The following is an 18181-nucleotide window of genomic DNA, read 5'->3' as shown; positions in this document are numbered from 1 at the left end:
GAAGCCGAGGAAAGAAGCCGACATGTCTCCTTCACCACCGCACTCCGTACCGGAACTCCAGCAGGCGGTGCTCGACGGCGCCTACGGACCCCCTCCCCGGGAAACGGTCGCCACCAGCGCGTTCTGGCTCCACCACACCACCCGGCTGGCCGACAGCCAGGTCACCTACCGCAACCACTACCTGCTCCTGAGGTCCGGTGACGCCTTCGGCGCCTGCTCCTTCGAGCAGGGCGAGCTCGCGCCCGACCTCTGCGCCGACGCCTCCGGCCGGACGCTCGACCACCTGATCCGGCACGGCTCGGCCACCGTGCGCGTCGCCGCCCTCGACGCCTACCTCGCCCGCGTACGGCCGCACCGCACCGAGGCCACCGCGGAAACGGTCACGCTGCCGACCGGCACGCCCGAGACCCGGGCCAGGGCGCGGGACACGGCCGTCGCCGGACTGCTCGACATCGCGCCCGGCGCCCGGGTGGCCCTCATAGGCGTCGTCAACCCGCTGGTCGCGGCCATACGCGAGCGGGGCGGTGTCCCGCTGCCCTGCGACCTCAACCTGCGCACCACCCACTGGGGCGACCCCGTCACCGACGACATGACCCGGGTACTGGACGGGGCCGACGCGGTGGTCGCCACGGGCATGACCCTCGGCAACGGCAGCTTCGACCTCGTCCTGGAGCACTGCCGCAAACACGGGACACCCCTGGTGGTGTACGCGCAGACCGGAAGCGCGGTCGCGCGCGCCTTCCTGGGCGCGGGTGTCACCGCGCTGTCCGCGGAGCCCTTCCCCTTCTCCCAGTTCAGCGCCGACCGGACCACGCTGTACCGGTACCGGGTGGGACAGGCATGAGCAACCGGACCGGGCACCCGGCAAAAGCAGCGGCGGGAGCGGACGCCGTACCGGGCGACTGGCACATGACCCGCGTCCTGTGGCCGTTCATGCTGGCCTCGGCCGTGGGCCTGGTGCCCTTCACCGTCTACAGCACCTTCCTCGTCCCCATCGCGGACACGGCGGACGGCAGCGTCGCCGCCCTGGGCCAGCTGCGCGGCCTCGGCGGACTCGCCGCCCTGGCGGTGGGCACCGCGCTGGCCCCGCTGATCGACCGCGTGCCCAAGGACCGGGCGGCCGCGGGCGGACTCGCCGTGCTGGCTCTCTCGGCGGCACTCGGTGCCACCGGCGAGTTCCTGCTGCTGACGGCGTTCTGCCTGCTCGTCGGCGCCGGTACGGCGGTGCTCAATCCGGCGCTCACGGCGGCCGCGGCCGACCGCTTCGGCAGCGACGCCGCCGCGGGCCGGGCGGCGACCCTCGTCACCGCCACCCAGTCCCTCACGGCGCTCCTGGCCGCACCCCTGGTGGCCCTGCCGGCCGTGCTGTGGGGCTGGCAGGGCGACCTGTGGGCGATCGCCGCCGTCACCTCCGCGCTGGCCCTGTACTTCCTCCTGCGGGGCCGCCGCGGCCGGCACGCCGACCGGGAGGCCGGCGCCGGCCAGGAGCACGCGGAGGACGGGGAGCGGGCGGAGGACGAGGAGCGGGCGGCGCGGCCGGGCTACCTCGCGTCGTTCCGGTCGCTCGGCGCCCTGCCCGGCGTGGTCCCCCTGCTCTGCGTCGCCATGCTGCGGACAGCGGCGTTCATGGGGTACCTCGCCTACCTGGCCGCCTTCTACGACGAGCGCTTCGGGCTGGCCCCCGGCCCCTTCGCCCTCGTCTGGACCCTGAGCGGCACCGCGTTCTTCCTGGGCAACCTGCTCGCCGGGCGGCTGCTGAGCACCGGCCGGCCGGGGGTCCCCGCCGAACGGCTCATGACGTTCGCCCTGCTGGTGGCGCTGGCGGCGCTCACGGGTGTCTTCTTCACCCACTCCCTGTTCGTGGCCCTCCCCCTGACCGCGCTCGTCGGTGCGGGCCACGCCACGGTGGCCGCCTGTGTCACGACGCTGCTGGTACGCCGCTGCGGCTCCCTGCGGGGCACGGCCCTGAGCCTCAACGCCGCCGGAATGAGCTTCGGCGTCTTCCTCGGCGCCGGAGTCGGGGGCACCGGGCTCGCGCTCGGCGGATATCCGGGTACGGCCGCGGCGCTGGGCGCACTGACCCTCGCGGCGCTCCTCTTCGCCCGCGCGGCGGCCCGCTCCACCCCGGGAACCGGTCGGCCGCCGACGCCGTGACCGTCGTCCGGTCCCCAGGCTGCCCGGACGCCCTCTCCCCGTACCCGAAACCGAACCCGAACCCGAACCCGAATCCGAATCCGAGAGGAACCCTCATGGCCGTTCCCAAGCGCAGGATGTCGCGCAGCAACACCCGCCACCGTCGCGCCCGCTGGAAGGCGACTGCGCCCGATCTGGTGTCCGTCACGGTCGACGGCGTCACCCACCGGGTGCCGAAGCACCTCGTCCCGGCCTGGCGGCGCGGCCTGCTGCGGCCGGACGACTGACACCGGCGCATTCGGCGTCATCCGAGCCGTCCGGCGGCGCCTGCCCGCACTCCGTCCTGTCCGGCGGGCCGCGTGCAGCCCGCCGCCCCGGTGCCGTACCAGGTCATGGCACCGGGGCGAACCCGGGCAGGGCGAGGGCCGAGTAGGCCGGGCGGACCGGGGCGGAGGGCAGGGTGGTGAGGTCGCGCAGCATGGTGTTGCGCCGCTCCAGGGCCTGCGCCGTGGCGGGGAAGAGGGTGGCCGCACCGTTGTCGACCAGGGCCTGGTTCACGGCCACGAACCCGCGCATGCCGCGTTCGTAGGCGGCGAAGGCCGCGGTGTGGTCCCGGTCCGCGGCCAGGGCGCAGGCGAGCACATAGGCGCCGGCCAGCGCGAGGCTCGAACCCTGCCCGGTGAGGAACGAGGGTGCGTACGCGGCGTCGCCGACGAGCGCGACACGGCCGCTGGACCAGTGGGGCATACGGATCTGGCCGACCGTGTCGAAGAACAGGTCGTCCGCGTCGCGCAGGGCGTCGACCATGCCGGGGACCTGCCATCCCGCACCCGCGAAGACCCCGGCGACCAGGTCCCGTTGTGCGCCGGGGTCCCGGAGGGCCTCCGAGGGTGGTTCCGGCCGGTGGAAGGCCAGGAGGGCGTGCAGCTCGTGGTGGTCACCGACGGCGTAGAGGGCAGCCGCTCGGCCCGGGGTGTTCCACAGCACGGCCTCGCGGGCGAGTCCGAGGGTGTTCTCCATGGTGAACAGGGCGAAGCAGTGGCCCAGGTAGCGGTGGAACCGCTCCTCGGGACCGAACAGGAGCCGCCGGGTGTGCGAGTGCATGCCGTCGGCACCGATCACCAGGTCGAACGTACGCCGCCGCCCGCTGCGGAACGTCACGTCGACCTCTTGTCCGCACCGGTCGAGGGTCTCGATGGAGTCGCCGAACAGGAACTCCACGTCGTCGCGCACCCTCGCGTGGAGGATCGCGGTCAGGTCCCCGCGACGCACCTCCAGGTCCTGTCCCCCGACGCCGCCGGCGACGGCGCTCGGGGGGACCGAGGCCACTTCGCCGCCCTCGGCGTCGAGGAAGGTGCAGCGCAGTGAGTCGATGTGCGCGTCCCGCAGTTGCGGCAGTATCCCCATCCGCCGGACCACCTCCACCGCGGCGCCGCGGATGTCGACCGGGTAACCACCGTCGCGCGGTGCGCCCGCCTTCTCCACCACCGTGACCGCGCAGCCGGACCGGTGCAGCCAGTACGCCAGCGCGGGCCCGGAGACACTGGCCCCGGAGATCAGGATCCTGCGCTTCCCGGCGGTGCTCACGTCCGTCGACGTACCGTCATGTGTCATGCCATGTGTCATGCCCGGGCCTCCTTCCCCGTGATGCGGACGACGAGCAGTGACATCGCGGCGACGAGGCCGGCGACGACGAACCCCGTGGTGAAGGCCGATTCGGCCGGCCGGCCCGTCATCGGGTCGGTCCCGGCGGCGAGGATCGCGCCGCCGGACTGGGCGCCCAGGGCGACACCGATCACGCGTGTCACCACGAGCAGACCGGTGGCGATGCCGGTGTCCCCGGCCTCGACGGCGGTGGCGGTACCGGCCAGCAGCGCGGTGGTGCCGACGCCCGCGGCGAACGCGGTCAGCACCTTCGCGAGGACGAGCTGCCACGCCTCGGTGTGCAGCGACGCCAGGGCGATCATCGTGACCGCCGTGACGGCGGCCCCCGCGACGATCACGGCACGCGGGCCGAAACGCCGTGCCGCGACCCCGCCGACCGAGTCGCTCACCGCCCCGGCGACGGCGCCGGGCAGCAGGAGCAGTCCGATGTCGGTGGTGCCGGCCCCGAAGCCGTACCCGTCGGCCGGCGCCCCGAACAGCTGCGGGAGCAGGAAGACCACCATCCCGAAAGCGGTGGTGACGACGAGGGTGAGCACGCACGCACGCCACATCGCCGGTATGGCCAGCATGCGCAGGTCGACCATCGGCGAGGCCGCCCGGCGCTCGACGGCGACCCATCCGGTCGCGAGGACGGCCACGGCCACCACGAGGGCACCGACCGCGAAGGGCGGCAGGCCGCCGTCCCCCGTCACCGTCACCACCGCGAGCATGAACGCGAGCAACGTGCCGCTCAGCAGGACCACTCCGGGCCAGTCGATCCCGCTGTCCGGCCGGACCGGCGGGTCATGGGGCATCAGGCGGGCCACGGCCGATGTCGTCGCGATGATCGCGATCGTCGGCAGCGCGAACATCCAGTGCCAGGACAGCCCTTCCGCGAGCGGCCCGGCGAACAGCATGCCCACCATGCCGCCGCCCGTGAACAACGCGACGACCAGCCCGATCGCCACCTGCGACGCTCCTGCGGGGAGGTGTTTGCGCACCAGGATGAAGGAGAGGGGCAGCGCGCCCACCATGGCACCCTGCAGCACCTGGCCGAGCAGCAGCACCGGCAGGTTCGGCGCCAGGCAGGCCAGCAGGCCACCCGCCGAGACCACGGCCATCAGCCGGACCAGCACCCGTTTCCCGCCGTAACGGTCACCGAGCTTGCCCACGACGGGGGTGATGACCGCACCGGTGACGAGCAACGTGTTGCCGATCAGGGCCCCTTCGGCAGGGCCGACACCCAACTCACGCTGCAGCAACGGCAGCGCGGGCTCCACCACCGACTGCAGGGCACCGAGGGCGAGTGCCAGGACTCCGAGGGCACCGATCGCCGCCCTCCCGATGGGGACCGGGGACATCACAGCCGGGGACACCACACCCGGGGACACCACAGCTTCGGACATGGACGCCCTTTCCGTCGTCGCCCGGACACGCCCGGGCAGGGAGAACGCGTGAGGTCCACGCGCCGCCCACCCTTCCCTCCGGCGCCCCGCCGGGCATCGTCCCCGGTCACCGTCCTCCCCTGGTGCACCCGGACCAGCCGCCCACCTGCCCTGGTGCCCGCGCACCGGACCGGCGGAGGCGCTCACGCATCGGCCATGACAGGCATCTCGCCATTTGCCTAAATCTATTAGGCAATAGACAATGGATTAAAGTCTGTAAGGAAAAGGATTCAGGAGGCTGGGACGATGAGTACTGAGCACGGGTGGATCACCACACCTGTCACCACGGACATCCTGCGCGGTCTTCTCGACGCGGAGCCGACCGCGCACGGACTGCTGCCGCACCGGCTGCCCGCCCGGGCGCGCCGGCAGATACCCGACGGTCGACTGGCCGTGGCCGAGGCCCAGCCCTCCGGTGTGCGGTTGGTCTTCCGCAGCCGGGCGACCACCGTCGAACTGGACACCCTGCCCACCAAGCGGGTCCACCGGGGCTTCCCGGCCCCCGCGGACGGTGTGTACGACCTGCTGGTGGACGGCCGCCTGACCGCCCAGGCCACCGTGGCCGGCGGGAACGTCCGCACGGTCGTCGACCTGGTCACCCAGTCCTCCGAGCTGAGTGAGGGCCCTCCCGGCACCGCCCGGTTCGCCGGTCTGCCCGCGCACGACAAACAGGTGGAGATCTGGCTCCCGCACACGGAGACCACCGAGCTGATCGCCCTGCGCACCGACGCTCCCGTCGAGCCGGCGCCGGCCTACGGGCGCAGGGTGTGGCTGCACCACGGCAGTTCCATCAGCCACGGCTCGAACGCCTCCCACCCCACCGCCACCTGGCCCGCCCTGGCCGCGGCACGGGGCGGCGTGGAACTGGTCAACCTGGGTTTCGGCGGCGGCGCGCTGCTCGACCCGTTCACCGCCCGTGCGATCCGGGACACCTCCGCGGACCTGATCAGCCTCAAGATCGGCATCAATGTCGTCAACACCGATGCCATGCGCCTGCGCGCCTTCACCCCGGCCGTCCACGGCTTCCTCGACACCGTCCGCGAGGGGCATCCGACCACGCCGCTGCTGGTCGTGTCCCCCGTGCTGTGCCCGGTCCAGGAGGACACCCCCGGTCCCCTCGCGCCCGACTTCAGCGACGGGACCCTGCGGTTCAGGGCCACGGGCGACCCCGCCGAACGCGCCGCCGGGCGGCTGACGCTCAACATCGTCCGCGACGAACTCGCCCGGATCGTCGAACAGCGGGCGGCCGACGACATGGACCTGTACCACCTCGACGGCCGTGACCTCTACGGCGAGGAGGACCACGCCGAAATACCGCACCCCGACGGGATCCACCCCTCCCCCGCGGGGCACCGCCGCATCGGCGAGAACTTCGCCCGTCTCGCCTTCGGCGACGGCGGTCCCTTCACGGCGTCGGACCCGGCGGGACTCTAGTCGTCGTTCCCGGCGTTCTCGCGCGGCAGGAACCGCTGCCGCGCCCAGAGACTCAGCAGCGCCGTCGCGCCGACCAGCAACGGCACCGGGTCACGGGCAGGGGGCGCCACCACGTACCCCAGCGCCGTGACCGTGCAGACCGTCAGGGGGATGAACGCCGCCGCACCCTCCATCCCCCATCGCAAGGTCGGCCGAGCGGGGTCCAGGACGCTCGCCCCGCCGGGTACCCAGGGGCCGACGGCGAGCACGAGCAGACCCACGGTGGTGCAGGTGTCGGCCGACCGGCAGAACAGCGCCCCGGGATCACACGGACCGACCGTCCACAGCCGGAGGGTGTCGCCGGCCAGCATGAGGGACAGCCCGACGATCCCCACCCACAAGGCGGTCCTCCGGTCGCTCCGCACAAGACGGCGCAGGGCGAGCAGGAAGCTGAGGAACACGACCTCCGCGGCCCACAGGAGACCGACCATCCCCGTCCCCAGCCGCCAGCCGTCACCGGCCCCCCGCAGCAGCACCCATCCCGTCATGAACACGGCCCCGGCCGTGACGACCCCGTCGAGCACGCGCCGCAGCAGCACGCGCCGCCCCTTGCCGGCATCGGCCGCGACCAGCAGACCGGCCGTTCCCAGGCCGACCGCCAGGGTCACCGCGGCGGCCACCACCGAGCCCGGCAGCGGCCGTGCCTCCCGCCCCGGCCCCGAAGGATGCACCGACAGCACCGTGACCGCCGCCCGGTACACGCTCCCGGCCAGCGCCGAACCGCCCATCAGCAGCAGGCGCGTCCGCACCTGCCCGCCGGCCTTCCGCGCGCGAAGCAGCAGGGAGGCCGTCAACGCCCCGCAGCCGGCGGCCGGACCGAAGGCCGCCATCCACGTCGCCGCGCTCCCGGCCGTCCACGGCCCGCTGAAAGTCAGTGCTGTTCCCAGCAGACAGGCCACGGCCACCGCGCCCCAGGTCCACGCCCCGGTGCGATCGCAGCGGCCCGTCCGGGCCCCGAGCAGGTCCGGCGACTTCCCCAACCCCGACATCAGGTGTGCCTTTCCGCCGGTCCCCGCCCGCAGGGTCTTTCCCGCGACCCCGGATCCATTCAGAGACCGTAGAAGACTCGTCACCTGTCCTGAAACAGACAACCGTCTCATTCACTCGTACTGCGTAAGCGACGCCTCGGGACGGCCACCGTGCGCGCGGCCCTCACGAGGCGCTGTGCGACGGCCGGTCCGTCATCAGCGAGCGGGACACCGGCTGGACGCCCTCGGGGAGGTCGTCCGGCCGGCACCAGCGGGCCTCCAGGATCTCGGAGGGGTCGAGGCGCAGTTCACCGCCCACCAGGACGGCCTCGTAGACCACCTCCACACGGGTGCGGAACCCGCTGTTCAGCATCACCAGGCGGCCCGTCTCCACATCGAGACCCGTCTCCTCCTTGACCTCGCGCACCACGGTCGTCCGGAAGTCCTCGCCCTTGTGCGCGAAGCCGCTCGGCAGTCCCCACTGACGTCCGGGAGGCCACATCCGGTGCCGGAGCAGCAGGACCCGTCCCTGGTCGTCACGGACGACACCGGTCACACCGACCACGAACTTGGCGTTCAGGAGCCACATGACACGGCTCTGGACAGGACGCAGGAGCCGCCAGAGACGGGCGAGGAGCTGTCGCACGGGGCCTCGGAAGGGTAGGAGGAGCGGGAGGTGTCACCCGCGGGAAAGGGAGGAGGACGCCACCGCGGGGCTGCCCACCTGGACGGACGGCAACCGGAGCAACGGGCGGGACGTGGGCATACATCGGTACTCCTGAGGATACTTGCAGGTCATGGAGCTGCTGTCAGAGGTGTACCGAGCGGACCGGAACATGACCAAGAGGATTGCCGCCGGTGCCCCGCCGGGCCTTCACCAGGCGCTGTCGATCGTCGAGGAGATGGCGCAGGGCTCCAAGCTCTGGTGCGCGGCGGCCGCGGTGATGGCCTGCACGGGCGGCCGCCGGGGCCGTACGGCGGCCGTGGCGGGCCTGGCGTCCGTGGCGGCGGCCCAGTTGCTCTCCAACGGCGTGGGCAAGCAGCTCGTGGAGCGGCGCCGGCCGCCCAAGGAGTGGATACCGCACGACGAGGTCGAAGACCGGCCGGACTCCTCGTCCTTCCCCTCCGGGCACACCGCCGCCGCCCTCGCCTTCACCGCCGCGGTCGTCCCCACGTGGCCGGTGGCCGGCGCGCTGTGCGCGGTGCCTGCCGCGATGGTGGCTGTCGAGCGCGTGCAGTCCGGTGCCCACTACCCCAGCGACGTCGCCGCCGGCGCCGCCATCGGCCTCGCCAGCGCCTGGTTCGTCCGTCGCACACCGCACCTGGTGGTGCGCCACCTGCTGTGACCCGCCGGCCCTCACGGCGTCGGGTGGCCGCGGCGCGGCGGACCGGTGGTGGTCCGCCGGCGGGAGAAGTGGCGGGTGCCGGGCACGAGGGCGGCGACCGCGGGGGCGGCGAAGCAGGTCACCGCGCAGACCAGCAGAACGGGCCGGGAGCCGAAAGCGTCGATCGCCGGGGCGATGAGGACCAGCCCGAGGGGCGCGAGGCCGTAGGAGAGCAGGAAGTCCAGGGAGGAGACCCGGGCCAGTTTGTCGGCCGCCACCTCGCGCTGGGTGGCGGTGAACCACGGCACGTTGAACAGTTCGATGCCGATCCCGGCGACGGCGTAAGCGGTCATGACCACGGCCGGGTGCACGGCGAACACGAGGCTGAGCGGGGCGAATCCGTACACGGCCAGACCGGCCAGGGCGGTCCAGCCCTGCGCGCGGGGCCGCCGGCGGGCGATGAGGAGGGCGCCGGCCAGCGCCCCGGCGGTGTAGGCGGTCATGGCGCCCGCGAGCACCGCCTCGGTGCCGTACTCGTCGCGACTGACCAGGGGCAGGGCGACGCCGGTCGCGGAGTAGCCGGTGGCGATGACAGCCGTCAGCGCCCCCAGGCCCGCCAGGAACCAGGGGTGCCGTCGGGCCTCCCGGACACCGTCGGCGAAGTCCGCGAGGAAGGAGACCTTCCGCGGGCGTCCGGCAGCGGAAGCCCGTTCGCTGCCCGCGCCGGTGCCGGGCGCGGTGCCCTTGTCCGCGCCGCGTCCGGGAACGAACGCGGCGACGAGCCAGAGCAGCCCGATGCCCGCCAGGAGCGCCCGGACGTCGAAGAACACGGCGAGCAGGGCGGCCAGTGACGGCCCCACGAGCGTGGTGACCCGGACCGCCAGCGTCATGGCGGCGTTGGCCTGCTGCCTGCGGTCCGCGTCGACGATCTCGGCAGTCAGGGCCTGGAAAGCGGGGCGGCAGGCACCCTGGCCCGCCCCGGCCACGGCGGCGGCGACCGCCATCAGCGGAACGGAGCGGCCGAGTCCGACGGCGATCAGCGGAGCCGCGATCCCGGAGGCCAGCCCCGCCCACAGGACCACGCCCCGACGGGAGTACCGGTCCGCCAGCACTCCCGCCACCGGCACCGCGGCGAGGAACCCCACCGTGCGGACCGCGAGCAGCAGCCCGAGGTCGGCAGCGGTGAGAGTGCGGTCGAGCACCCCGAGTCCGAGCACGAACGGCAGGGCCCAGGTGGCCAGCCCGGACGCCGTGGCCCCCGACCAGAGCCGCAGGAAGGCCACGTCGAGCAGGATGGGCCGGTGCTTTCCGGGCGCGGTTTCGGAGGCCGCGGCCGGCACGGGTGGTATCGGCACCGTGGTGACGCTCCTACAGGTCGTGGATCGGCTGGTGTCCGCCCGTCCGGACGCGGCGGACCGGCCGACCAGCATCACACAGCAGATGTTCCGCTGTTGCAAGTTGGTTGCAACAACGGCACTACGGCGAGCGATCGGCGCGGTCGGCGTGACCGGTGTCGTCCCGGGTGGCGGGGGCCAGCCCTGTGCGGTAGGCGATGACGACGAGTTGCGCCCGGTCGCGGGCTTCCAGTTTCGTCATGGCGCGCTGTACGTGGGCGCGGACGGTGAAGGGGCTGAGGAACATCCGCTCGGCGATCTCCTGGTTGGACAGGCCGGTCGCGACCGCGGCCACCATCTCTCGTTCGCGCGGGGTGAGCGCGGCGAGTTGTTCGGGGTGGCGGGGCGGGACCGGTTCCGGCGTGGCCAGGAAACGGGCGATCAGGGAGCGGGTCGCGGCCGGGGACAGCAGGGTGTCGCCGTCGGCGATCGTACGCACGGCGTCCAGCAGGTCCTGGGCCCCGATGCCCTTGCCGATGAATCCGCCGGCTCCCGCGCGCAGTGCCTGGGCGACGTACTCCTCGGTCTCGTAGGTGGTGAGGATCAGGATGCGGCTGGCCCGCAGTTCCGGGTCCGCGCAGATCTCCGCCGTGGCGGTGAGACCGTCCACCCCGGGCATGCGGATGTCCATGATCACCACGTCCGGGCGCAGCTGCCGGGTGAGTGCCACCGCCTGCCTGCCGTCGGCGGCCTCGCCGACCACGGTGATGTCGTCGGCACTGTCGAGGAGTATCCGGAAGGCACCCCGCAGCAGGGCCTGGTCGTCGGCGAGCAGCACCCGGAGCGTCATCGCGCGCCTCCCGTCCCACCGGTCCCGTGCGGCGTGTTCCTGACGGGCGGAAGGGGCAGTCGGGCGCGGACGAGGAAGCCGCCCTCCGGCCGCCGGCCCGCGGACAGGTGTCCCCCGACCGCGGTGGCACGTTCACGCATCCCGATCACACCGTAACCGGGCGGACGGTCCGTCCCCGTGGACGCGGTCGGTGCCGCGGACGTGGTCGGTGCCGTGCGGGCGGGTCCTCCGTCGTCGGTCACGGTGAGGGTCACCCGGTCCCGGGTGAAGGCGAGGCCCACCCGGGCGCTTCCGGTACCGGCGTGCTTGGTCACGTTGGTCAGGGCCTCCTGGACGATGCGGTAGGCGGTGAGGTCCACTCCCGGCGGCAGTGGCCTGGCCGTGCCCTCCTGGTGCACCGACACCTCCAGGCCCGCGCGGCGGAAGGACGCGAGGAGTTCGGGGAGCCGGGACAGTCCGGGCGCCGGTTCGGCGGGCGCGGCCGCGTCCCCGGACTGGCGCAGCAGACCGACCGTGGCCCGCAGTTCGTCGAGCGCGTCCCCGGTGGTCCCGACGAGCTCCTGCAGGCTCCTGCGGGTCTGCTCCGGGCGGCTGTCGAACAGGTGGGCGGCGACCGTGGCCTGTGCGTTGGCCAGGGTGATCTGATGGGCCACCAGGTCGTGCAGTTCCCGGGCGATGCGCACCCGCTCCTCGGCCACTCTCCGGCGCGCCTCGCTGTCCCGCGTCTCCTCGGCCCGCCGGGCCCGCTCCTCCACGGCCGCCAGGTAGGCCCGCCGGTTGCGCACCGAATGCCCGAGTACGCCGGCCACCAGCGGGAGCGCCGCCACCGTCCCCACCCTGCTCGCGTCCTTCCACGAGAGGTCCCCGAACAAGGGGGTGGAGGCGACCAGCAGCGCCACGGAGGTGAGCAGCACCGCGCCGGCCGCGCGCCGTTCGTCGCGCATGCCGAGCGAGTAGGAGTAGGCGGTGATCACGGCGGGTGCCACGACGAGCGGGCTCAGCAGGAGCCCCAGGGGCGGCGCCAGCACGCCGCTCGCGGTCGTGACCGCCGCCGTGACCAGGGGCGCCCGGTGCCGCGCCGGCAGCACGGCACAGGACACCACCGCGACGAGGTAGGCGGCGGCCGGGGGCGCCGACAGCGTGCTGCCGTCGGCCTGCAGCGTGCCGCCGAACAGACAGAGCGCGAACGCCGTCACCGTGATCGCCGCCTCCCGCCACCACGTACCGCGTGGTCGCGGGCCGGCGCCGCCCGGTTCCGTCGTCTCCGGTTCCGTCACGCGCTGTTCCGTCATGCGCGGCTCAGTCATGGCCGGCTCGGTCCCGAACGGCGGGGAGCCGCCGTACCGCGGCGTCCCGCCCGGTCGCGGAGGCCGGGACACGCCTGTCCAGTGCCTCCCCCTCGATGTCCACGTCCGGCAGCACGCGCCCCAGGATACGGGGCAGCCACCACGCCCGGTGGCCGAGCAGTGCCAGGACCGCGGGTGCGATCGTCATCCGGACCGCGAAGGCGTCGAAGGCGACGGCGGAGGCCAGGCCGACACCCATCGTCTGGATGGTCGGACTGCTCATCCCGATGAATCCGGCGAACACACTGACCATGATGACCGCCGCCGCGGCCACCACGCGTCCGCTGTGCCGGAACCCGTTGACGACGGCCTCGTCGGGGGACGCGCCGTGGACGTACGCCTCCCGCATCCGGGTGAGGAGGAAGACCTCGTAGTCCATGGCCAGGCCGAAGACTATTCCGATGACGAGGATCGGCATCAGCGACATGACCGGTCCGGTCTGCTCGATGCCGATCAGGTCCGCCGCCCAGCCCCACTGGAAGACGGCGACGAGGACGCCGAAGGCGGCACCCACCGAGAGCAGGAAACCGAGCGCGGCCTTGACCGGGACCAGGACCGAGCGGAAGACCACCGTCAGCAGGAGCACCGCCAGGCCGATGACCAGGGTCAGATAGGGGACGAGCGCGTCGGACACGGCTTCGGAGATGTCGATGTTCAGCGCGGTGGTGCCGGTCACCAGGACACCGGCACCCGTGCCGGCCTCGACGCCGGAGACCGCGCCCCGGATCGCGTGCACCAGGTCCTTGGTCCCGGCGCTGTTCGGCGCGGTCCGCGGGACGGCGGTGAGGACGGCCGTGTCCCCGCTCCGGCCGAGAACCGGTTCGCCGACCGAGGCGACCCCGTCCACGGCCCGTACGGTCTTGACGACCAGGTCCGTGGTGACCCGGGTGTCCCCGGACCGCGAGGTGTCCACGACCACCGTCAACGGGCCGTTGAAGCCGGGTCCGAAGCCTTCCGCCAGCAGGTCGTAGGCGCGGCGCTGGGTGGTCTCCACCGGCTTGGACTCGTCCCCGGGCAGCCCCAGTTCGAGGCTGAGCGCCGGCAGGGCGACGGCGCCCAGGCCGAGTCCGGCGACCATCAGCACGGCCACGGGCCGGCGCAGTACGAACCGTGCCCAGCGGGTGCTCATCCCGGGCCGGTCCGTCGCGGGCCGGTCCGTCGCGGGGTGCGTCCCGGGCCGGCCTGCCGTGGCGTGCGCCGCCGGGTGCGGGCGCCCGCCTCCCCGCCGCACGGTCCTGCGGACGGCACGGGACAGCACCCGGGGGCCGAAGAAGCCGAACAAGGCGGGAACCAGGGTCAGTGCGACGAGTACGGCGAGGGCCACGGCGCCCGCGCCGCCCATGCCCATCCTGGTGAGTTCGGGGATCCCGACGACCCCCAGCCCGGCCAGGGCGATGAAGACGGTCGCGCCGGCGAAGACGACGGCGGACCCGGCCGTGCCCACCGCCCGGCCCGCGGCCTCCTCCGGCTCGTGGCCCCGGGCGCGCTCGTCGCGGAAGCGGGAGGTGATGAAGAGCGCGTAGTCGATGCCGACCGCCAGTCCCAGCATCAGCGCCAGGACGGCGACGGTGGACGTCAGGCCCAGTGGTAAGGCCAGTGCGGAGATCAGACCCAAGGCGACGGCCACCCCCAGGAAGGCGGTCAGCAGCGACAGTCCGGCCGCGGCCAGCGAGCCGAGGGTGAGGACCAGCACCACCGCCGCCACCGCCACGCCGACGATCTCCGTCGTACCACCCGGCGAGACCTCCGCCTCCAGGGCCGAACCACCGGTCTCCACGGTCAGTCCGGCGTCCCGGGCCCGGCTCGCGGCGTCCTCCAGAGCGCTCTTCGTCGGCTCGGTCAGGTCGACGGCGTCCGCGGTGTAGGTGATCGTGGAGTAGGCGATGGTGCGGTCCTCGCTGACAGCGCCGGTTTCATAGGGGTCGACGACCGACGCGACTTGATCACCCCCGCCCCCGTCCCCGCCCCCGTCCAGTGAGTCGAGCGCGTCCTCCACGGCCTTCCTGTTCTCCCCGGCCGTCACCCGCTGCCCGTCCGGGGCCCGGAACACCAGACGGGCCTCGGCGCCCTGGGAGTTGCTCCGGGGGAAGCGCTCGTCCAGCAGGTCGAACGCCCGCTGCGACTCGGTGCCGGGCATGGACAGGTCCTCCTCCTGCCCCGCCGGCGCCACGGCGGCCGCGACCCCGGCCACCACCAGGACACCCAGCCACACGGCGCTGACGAGCCGGCGCCGCCGGAAGGCCCACCGTCCGATCCGGTAAAGAAACATCGCCACTTGTCGATCACTCCAGACACCGTCGGGCAGGGGGAACGCGCGGGATCCGCGCGCCTCCCACACTTCCCCGAGGCGCCTCGCCGGACATCGTCCCGCGCCCTCGTCCTCCCCTGGTGCTTCCGGACCAGCCGCTCCCCCGATCCGGTGCCCACGCACCAGATCCGGGCCGGCCCGGGCCCCGGCCGGGCCGGCCCGCGTCCCGGCCGCCGCGCGAAGTCCTCGCGCGGCGGAGGCACGGGCGGCCGTCGACTCATCACCGTGGGCGCATCCTTGGCGTCCCTAGACTGCGCCCCATGCAACTGGACCTGAATCTCATGGCGGTGCTGGACGCCCTTCTCGAGGAGGGCAGCGTGACGGGGGCGGCGGAGCGGTTGCACCTGTCCGCTCCGGCCACGAGCCGCAGTCTCGGCCGGATCCGCCGGCTCACCGGGGACCAGATCCTGGTCCGCACGGGCCGGACGATGACACCGACGCCCTACGCCCTGGAGATCCGCGACGCCGTGCACCACCTCGTCGAGCAGTCGCGCGCGATCCTCGCACCGGAACGCACACTGGATCTCGGCACCCTGCGGAGGACGTTCACCGTCCGGGGGAACGACGCCCTCACCACCGCCGTCGCTCCCCGCCTCCTCGCCGCGGTCCGGCAGGCCGGACCCGGCCTGTCCGTGCGGCTGCTGGCGGAGGCCGACACCGACACGAACGATCTGCGGCACGGCAGGGTCGACCTGGAGATCAGCTCGGCCGCCCCGGAGCTGCCGGAGATCAGCCACGAGACGCTCGGCGAGGACCGGCTCGTGGTCGCGTTCCGTCCCGGCCACCCCTGCGCGGACGGTCCGTTGACCGCCGAGCGCTTCGCTGCCGCGGAGCACGTCCTGGTGTCCCGTCGCGGCCGGACCGAGGATCCGGTCGACACCGTCCTGGACGGCCTCGGCCTGTGGCGCAGAGTCGTCGCGTCCGTCCCCACCAGTGCCGCGGCACTGCACATCGCCAGCCGGAGCGAGCTGCTCGTCGTGGTGTCCGAACAGATCTGCCGGCCGATGCTCGACGCCCACGGACTGCGCACCGCCACGCCGCCGTTCGCCCTCGCCCCCGTGCCGGTGACGCTGGCCTGGCACCAGCGCTACGACAACGACAAGGCCCACGCGTGGCTCCGCGCCCGGGTACGGGACGTTCTCGCCGCGTTCCTCGGGGGCGGCAGCGTGAGCCACGAGTCACCTGCATACGGGTAAATGACTCGTTGACTGAATCGCATTTGAAGCAGGTGACGGTTTCTCATAGTGTCGAGGTGTTCCTCCGGCGCCATATATCGCCGACGAAAAGGACCGTCCAACGCGTCGGTATTCACCGGCGAACCAGTAAATCGGCGACCTCGGCACCCCCTGCCTCCAAGGCGAAGGAGTACATGAATTGTCCACGCAATCCACTGTGATAGTCGGTGGCGGTCTGGTGGGGCTCACCGCCGCGGCCTCCCTCCAACGCATCGGCCATGACGTCATCGTGCTGGAACAGGCGGACCGGGTCCGGGCCGCCGGCGCCGGCATCGGCCTGTGGGAGAACGCACTGCGGGAGTTCGACCACCTCGGCATCGGGCAAGCAGTCCGCGACATGGGCATCGAGCAGAACACCTGGTTTTTCGGTCCGGCCGGGGATCCGGTCCGGGCTCCCGGACACACCGACGCCGACCACCGGTTCCTGCTCGTGCCGCGCCCCGAGTTGAACGACCTCCTGGCCGACACCGTCGGTCACGGCCGAATCCGCCTCGGCGCCCGTGTGAGCGGATACACCGAGACCGGATCGGACGTCGTCGTGCACCTCGCCGACGGCGGGGCACTGCGCACGGATCTGCTGATCGGCGCGGACGGCGTCCACTCCCGCGTGCGCAGGCAACTGGTGCCGGGGAGCCACGCCGTGACGCACTCCGGCCACTACGCATGGCGCGGGGTCGTGCCGACCGGTCACCACGATCCCGCGGCCACCGTGCTCACCGTCGGCCACCACCGGACCCGCGGCGGGTACGCGCGGATCGCCCACGACCGGATCATGTGGATGGTCAACCAGTTCGGTGCCGGACCGCTCACCGGAAGCAGACGCGAACGGGCGCTGGAACGCGCACGGAATCTGGCCGAGGCGGGATGGAACGACGGTCTCCTGGCCATGATCGCCGAGACGCCGGAGGAGTCCGTCCTGGAGAACCAGATCGTGCTGGTCCCGGAGCTGTCCCGGTGGGCCGGCGCGCGCGTCGCCCTGGTGGGCGACGCCGCGCACGGGCTGTCCCCCCACATCTCCGCGGGCGGCACTCTCGGCATCGAGGACGTCGGCGTCCTGCGCGGCGTCCTGACGGCCGGGACCGACCTGGAAAAGGCTCTCAGTACCTACGAGTTCGTTCGCAGCGCCCGCTTCGCAACGGTGCGCGAGCACTCCGCCGCCGTCGAGAACGCCGGCGACGCGGTCGAATTCGCACGGCGCTACGCCGCGTTCAGCCACTGGATGCTCACCACCGCTCCCACCGCCTGACACCCGATACCTGAGACCGAAAGGCGGAATGTCGATGGCGGGCGATCACCCGCAGGGATCGAGGGAGAGAAAGCACTCGTGAATTTCCGTGTCCGTACGACAGAATGCGGGTAGTAAATGCCGGACTGGATCAACCTCGCGGAGTCGTTGACGTCATCGCCCGCTCTGTACGCCGTCCTCATCGCGGTGTCCTTGCTCGACTCCTTCCTCCCGCTGATCCCGAGCGAACCCGTCGTGATCCTCGCGGGCGTGGCCGGCGCGGCCGGGCAGACGAACATCGTGCTCGTCATCGCCGCGACGACGGTGGGCGCCTTCCTGGGCGACCTGGTCCCCTACTCCGTCGGACGTCTCCTGGGGGAGCGCGTGGTCGAGCGGCTTCCCGCCGGCACCAGACGCCGCGCAGCGTATTCCTGGTTCGAGCGCGAACTCGCGTCACGCGGCGGTTTCGTACTCGTCTCCACGCGCTTCGTCCCGGTCGGACGCTACCTCGCCACAGGAACGGCGGGAGTGGTGAGGTACCCACTGCGCAAGTTCATGCTCTACGTCGCCATCTCCACCTCCACCTGGAGTGCCTACACCGCGCTGTCGGGCTACGCCGGCGGCGTCTTCTTCCAGGAGAACACGCTTCTCGCCGTCGCCGTGGGTGTCGGGTTCGCCTTCGTGGTGACCGGTGCGGTGGAGTTCTCGCGCCGTGTACGGCGCCGCAGGAACCCTGCCGCGCCGGACGACGTCCTCGCCGAAAGACGTTGAGGCAGTTCCCCGAGCCTCCCTGGAGCCGTCACCGCACGGCGGGCAACGCGGGGCACGCACGGAGAGTCCGCGGTTCGGGGGTCCGCGGACGGTCCGGGCGGCCCGATCCCGCGGGTCCGGCGCA

At 72.8% G+C, this 18181-nt stretch carries 16 protein-coding genes; 8 read left to right on the top strand and 8 right to left on the bottom strand.

Translation table 11 applies throughout. From position 1 onward, the window contains the following. Positions 1 to 22: 22 nt before the first annotated feature. The 3 genes from KM933_RS14290 (at position 23) to rpmF (ending at position 2420) form a co-directional block, all read left to right on the top strand. Entirely contained in the window at positions 23 to 844 is an 822-nt protein-coding gene (locus KM933_RS14290) for a Rossmann-like domain-containing protein (RefSeq protein ID WP_221352002.1), read from the top strand. Next, entirely contained in the window at positions 841 to 2154 is a 1314-nt protein-coding gene (locus KM933_RS14285) for an MFS transporter (protein ID WP_221352000.1), read from the top strand. Before KM933_RS14290 ends, KM933_RS14285 begins: the two co-directional genes overlap by 4 nt. Positions 2155 to 2249: 95 nt before the next feature. Beyond that, the gene (rpmF, locus tag KM933_RS14280; RefSeq protein ID WP_221351998.1) at positions 2250 to 2420 is read left to right on the top strand and encodes a 50S ribosomal protein L32; all 171 of its coding nucleotides are present in this window, start codon (positions 2250 to 2252) and stop codon (positions 2418 to 2420) included. 103 nt (positions 2421 to 2523) lie between these two features. On the opposite strand, the gene KM933_RS14275 is transcribed toward rpmF, so the two are convergent. Beyond that, positions 2524 to 3747, bottom strand: a complete 1224-nt coding sequence (locus KM933_RS14275; RefSeq protein ID WP_221352107.1) for an FAD-dependent monooxygenase — start codon at positions 3745 to 3747, stop codon at positions 2524 to 2526. An 8-nt stretch (positions 3748 to 3755) separates the two neighbouring features. After that, positions 3756 to 5183: an MFS transporter gene (locus tag KM933_RS14270; RefSeq protein ID WP_221351996.1), complete on the bottom strand. Its 1428-nt coding sequence runs from the start codon at positions 5181 to 5183 to the stop codon at positions 3756 to 3758. A 285-nt stretch (positions 5184 to 5468) separates the two neighbouring features. Between KM933_RS14270 and KM933_RS14265 the strand changes: the two genes are divergently transcribed. Then, entirely contained in the window at positions 5469 to 6656 is a 1188-nt protein-coding gene (locus KM933_RS14265) for a GDSL-type esterase/lipase family protein (protein ID WP_221351994.1), read from the top strand. Here the strand turns inward: KM933_RS14265 and KM933_RS14260 are convergent. Beyond that, on the bottom strand, positions 6653 to 7684 hold the full coding sequence (locus KM933_RS14260) for a hypothetical protein (protein WP_260333525.1): 1032 nt from the start codon (positions 7682 to 7684) through the stop codon (positions 6653 to 6655). The two genes, KM933_RS14265 and KM933_RS14260, sit on opposite strands and share 4 nt — an antisense overlap. Positions 7685 to 7847: 163 nt before the next feature. Further along, positions 7848 to 8309 carry an NUDIX hydrolase gene (locus KM933_RS14255; RefSeq protein WP_221351992.1) on the bottom strand — a complete coding sequence of 154 codons (462 nt, stop codon included), beginning with the start codon at positions 8307 to 8309 and terminating at the stop codon, positions 7848 to 7850. Between the two features lie 190 nt (positions 8310 to 8499). Here KM933_RS14255 and KM933_RS14250 point away from each other — a divergent pair, with 190 nt between their 5' ends. Next, the gene (locus tag KM933_RS14250) at positions 8500 to 9009 is read left to right on the top strand and encodes a phosphatase PAP2 family protein (protein WP_260333524.1); all 510 of its coding nucleotides are present in this window, start codon (positions 8500 to 8502) and stop codon (positions 9007 to 9009) included. A gap of 11 nt (positions 9010 to 9020) precedes the next feature. Here the strand turns inward: KM933_RS14250 and KM933_RS14245 are convergent, their stop codons facing one another. The 4 genes from KM933_RS14245 to KM933_RS14230 all read right to left on the bottom strand — a co-directional run bounded on the left by KM933_RS14245 (position 9021) and on the right by KM933_RS14230 (position 14793). Continuing rightward, positions 9021 to 10343, bottom strand: a complete 1323-nt coding sequence (locus tag KM933_RS14245) for an MFS transporter (RefSeq protein WP_308013384.1) — start codon at positions 10341 to 10343, stop codon at positions 9021 to 9023. A gap of 121 nt (positions 10344 to 10464) precedes the next feature. Next, positions 10465 to 11172: a response regulator transcription factor gene (locus tag KM933_RS14240; protein ID WP_221351988.1), complete on the bottom strand. Its 708-nt coding sequence runs from the start codon at positions 11170 to 11172 to the stop codon at positions 10465 to 10467. After that, a complete protein-coding gene (locus KM933_RS14235; protein WP_430727312.1) occupies positions 11169 to 12479 on the bottom strand; it encodes a sensor histidine kinase in 1311 nt (436 codons plus the stop codon). Before KM933_RS14235 ends, KM933_RS14240 begins: the two co-directional genes overlap by 4 nt. Beyond that, positions 12472 to 14793 carry an MMPL family transporter gene (locus KM933_RS14230; RefSeq protein WP_221351985.1) on the bottom strand — a complete coding sequence of 774 codons (2322 nt, stop codon included), beginning with the start codon at positions 14791 to 14793 and terminating at the stop codon, positions 12472 to 12474. Before KM933_RS14230 ends, KM933_RS14235 begins: the two co-directional genes overlap by 8 nt. Before the next feature lie 293 nt (positions 14794 to 15086). Between KM933_RS14230 and KM933_RS14225 the strand changes: the two genes are divergently transcribed. The 3 genes from KM933_RS14225 (at position 15087) to KM933_RS14215 (ending at position 18057) form a co-directional block, all read left to right on the top strand. Continuing rightward, positions 15087 to 16022, top strand: a complete 936-nt coding sequence (locus KM933_RS14225) for a LysR family transcriptional regulator (RefSeq protein ID WP_221351983.1) — start codon at positions 15087 to 15089, stop codon at positions 16020 to 16022. Positions 16023 to 16200: 178 nt separating this feature from the next. After that, positions 16201 to 17307, top strand: a complete 1107-nt coding sequence (locus tag KM933_RS14220) for an FAD-dependent oxidoreductase (RefSeq protein ID WP_221351981.1) — start codon at positions 16201 to 16203, stop codon at positions 17305 to 17307. Positions 17308 to 17424: 117 nt separating this feature from the next. Next, positions 17425 to 18057, top strand: coding sequence for a DedA family protein (locus tag KM933_RS14215; RefSeq protein ID WP_221351979.1), 633 nt, complete (start codon positions 17425 to 17427; stop codon positions 18055 to 18057). Positions 18058 to 18181 lie beyond the last annotated feature (124 nt).

The organism is Streptomyces beigongshangae, from assembly GCF_019710745.1.
Taxonomy (GTDB): Bacteria; Actinomycetota; Actinomycetes; order Streptomycetales; family Streptomycetaceae; genus Streptomyces; species Streptomyces beigongshangae.
This window is presented reverse-complemented; position numbering and strand designations above follow the sequence as displayed.

What these genes read in the sequence shown, in the direction of transcription:
- KM933_RS14290 (WP_221352002.1), top strand. Translation starts at nt 23, where the DNA reads ATGTCTCCTTCACCACCGCACTCCGTACCGGAACTCCAGCAGGCGGTG.
- KM933_RS14285 (WP_221352000.1), top strand. Translation starts at nt 841, where the DNA reads ATGAGCAACCGGACCGGGCACCCGGCAAAAGCAGCGGCGGGAGCGGAC.
- rpmF (WP_221351998.1), top strand. Translation starts at nt 2,250, where the DNA reads ATGGCCGTTCCCAAGCGCAGGATGTCGCGCAGCAACACCCGCCACCGT.
- KM933_RS14275 (WP_221352107.1), bottom strand. Translation starts at nt 3,747, where the DNA reads ATGACACATGACGGTACGTCGACGGACGTGAGCACCGCCGGGAAGCGC.
- KM933_RS14270 (WP_221351996.1), bottom strand. Translation starts at nt 5,183, where the DNA reads ATGTCCGAAGCTGTGGTGTCCCCGGGTGTGGTGTCCCCGGCTGTGATG.
- KM933_RS14265 (WP_221351994.1), top strand. Translation starts at nt 5,469, where the DNA reads ATGAGTACTGAGCACGGGTGGATCACCACACCTGTCACCACGGACATC.
- KM933_RS14260 (WP_260333525.1), bottom strand. Translation starts at nt 7,684, where the DNA reads ATGTCGGGGTTGGGGAAGTCGCCGGACCTGCTCGGGGCCCGGACGGGC.
- KM933_RS14250 (WP_260333524.1), top strand. Translation starts at nt 8,500, where the DNA reads ATGACCAAGAGGATTGCCGCCGGTGCCCCGCCGGGCCTTCACCAGGCG.
- KM933_RS14240 (WP_221351988.1), bottom strand. Translation starts at nt 11,172, where the DNA reads ATGACGCTCCGGGTGCTGCTCGCCGACGACCAGGCCCTGCTGCGGGGT.
- KM933_RS14235 (WP_430727312.1), bottom strand. Translation starts at nt 12,479, where the DNA reads ATGACTGAGCCGCGCATGACGGAACAGCGCGTGACGGAACCGGAGACG.
- KM933_RS14225 (WP_221351983.1), top strand. Translation starts at nt 15,087, where the DNA reads ATGCAACTGGACCTGAATCTCATGGCGGTGCTGGACGCCCTTCTCGAG.
- KM933_RS14215 (WP_221351979.1), top strand. Translation starts at nt 17,425, where the DNA reads ATGCCGGACTGGATCAACCTCGCGGAGTCGTTGACGTCATCGCCCGCT.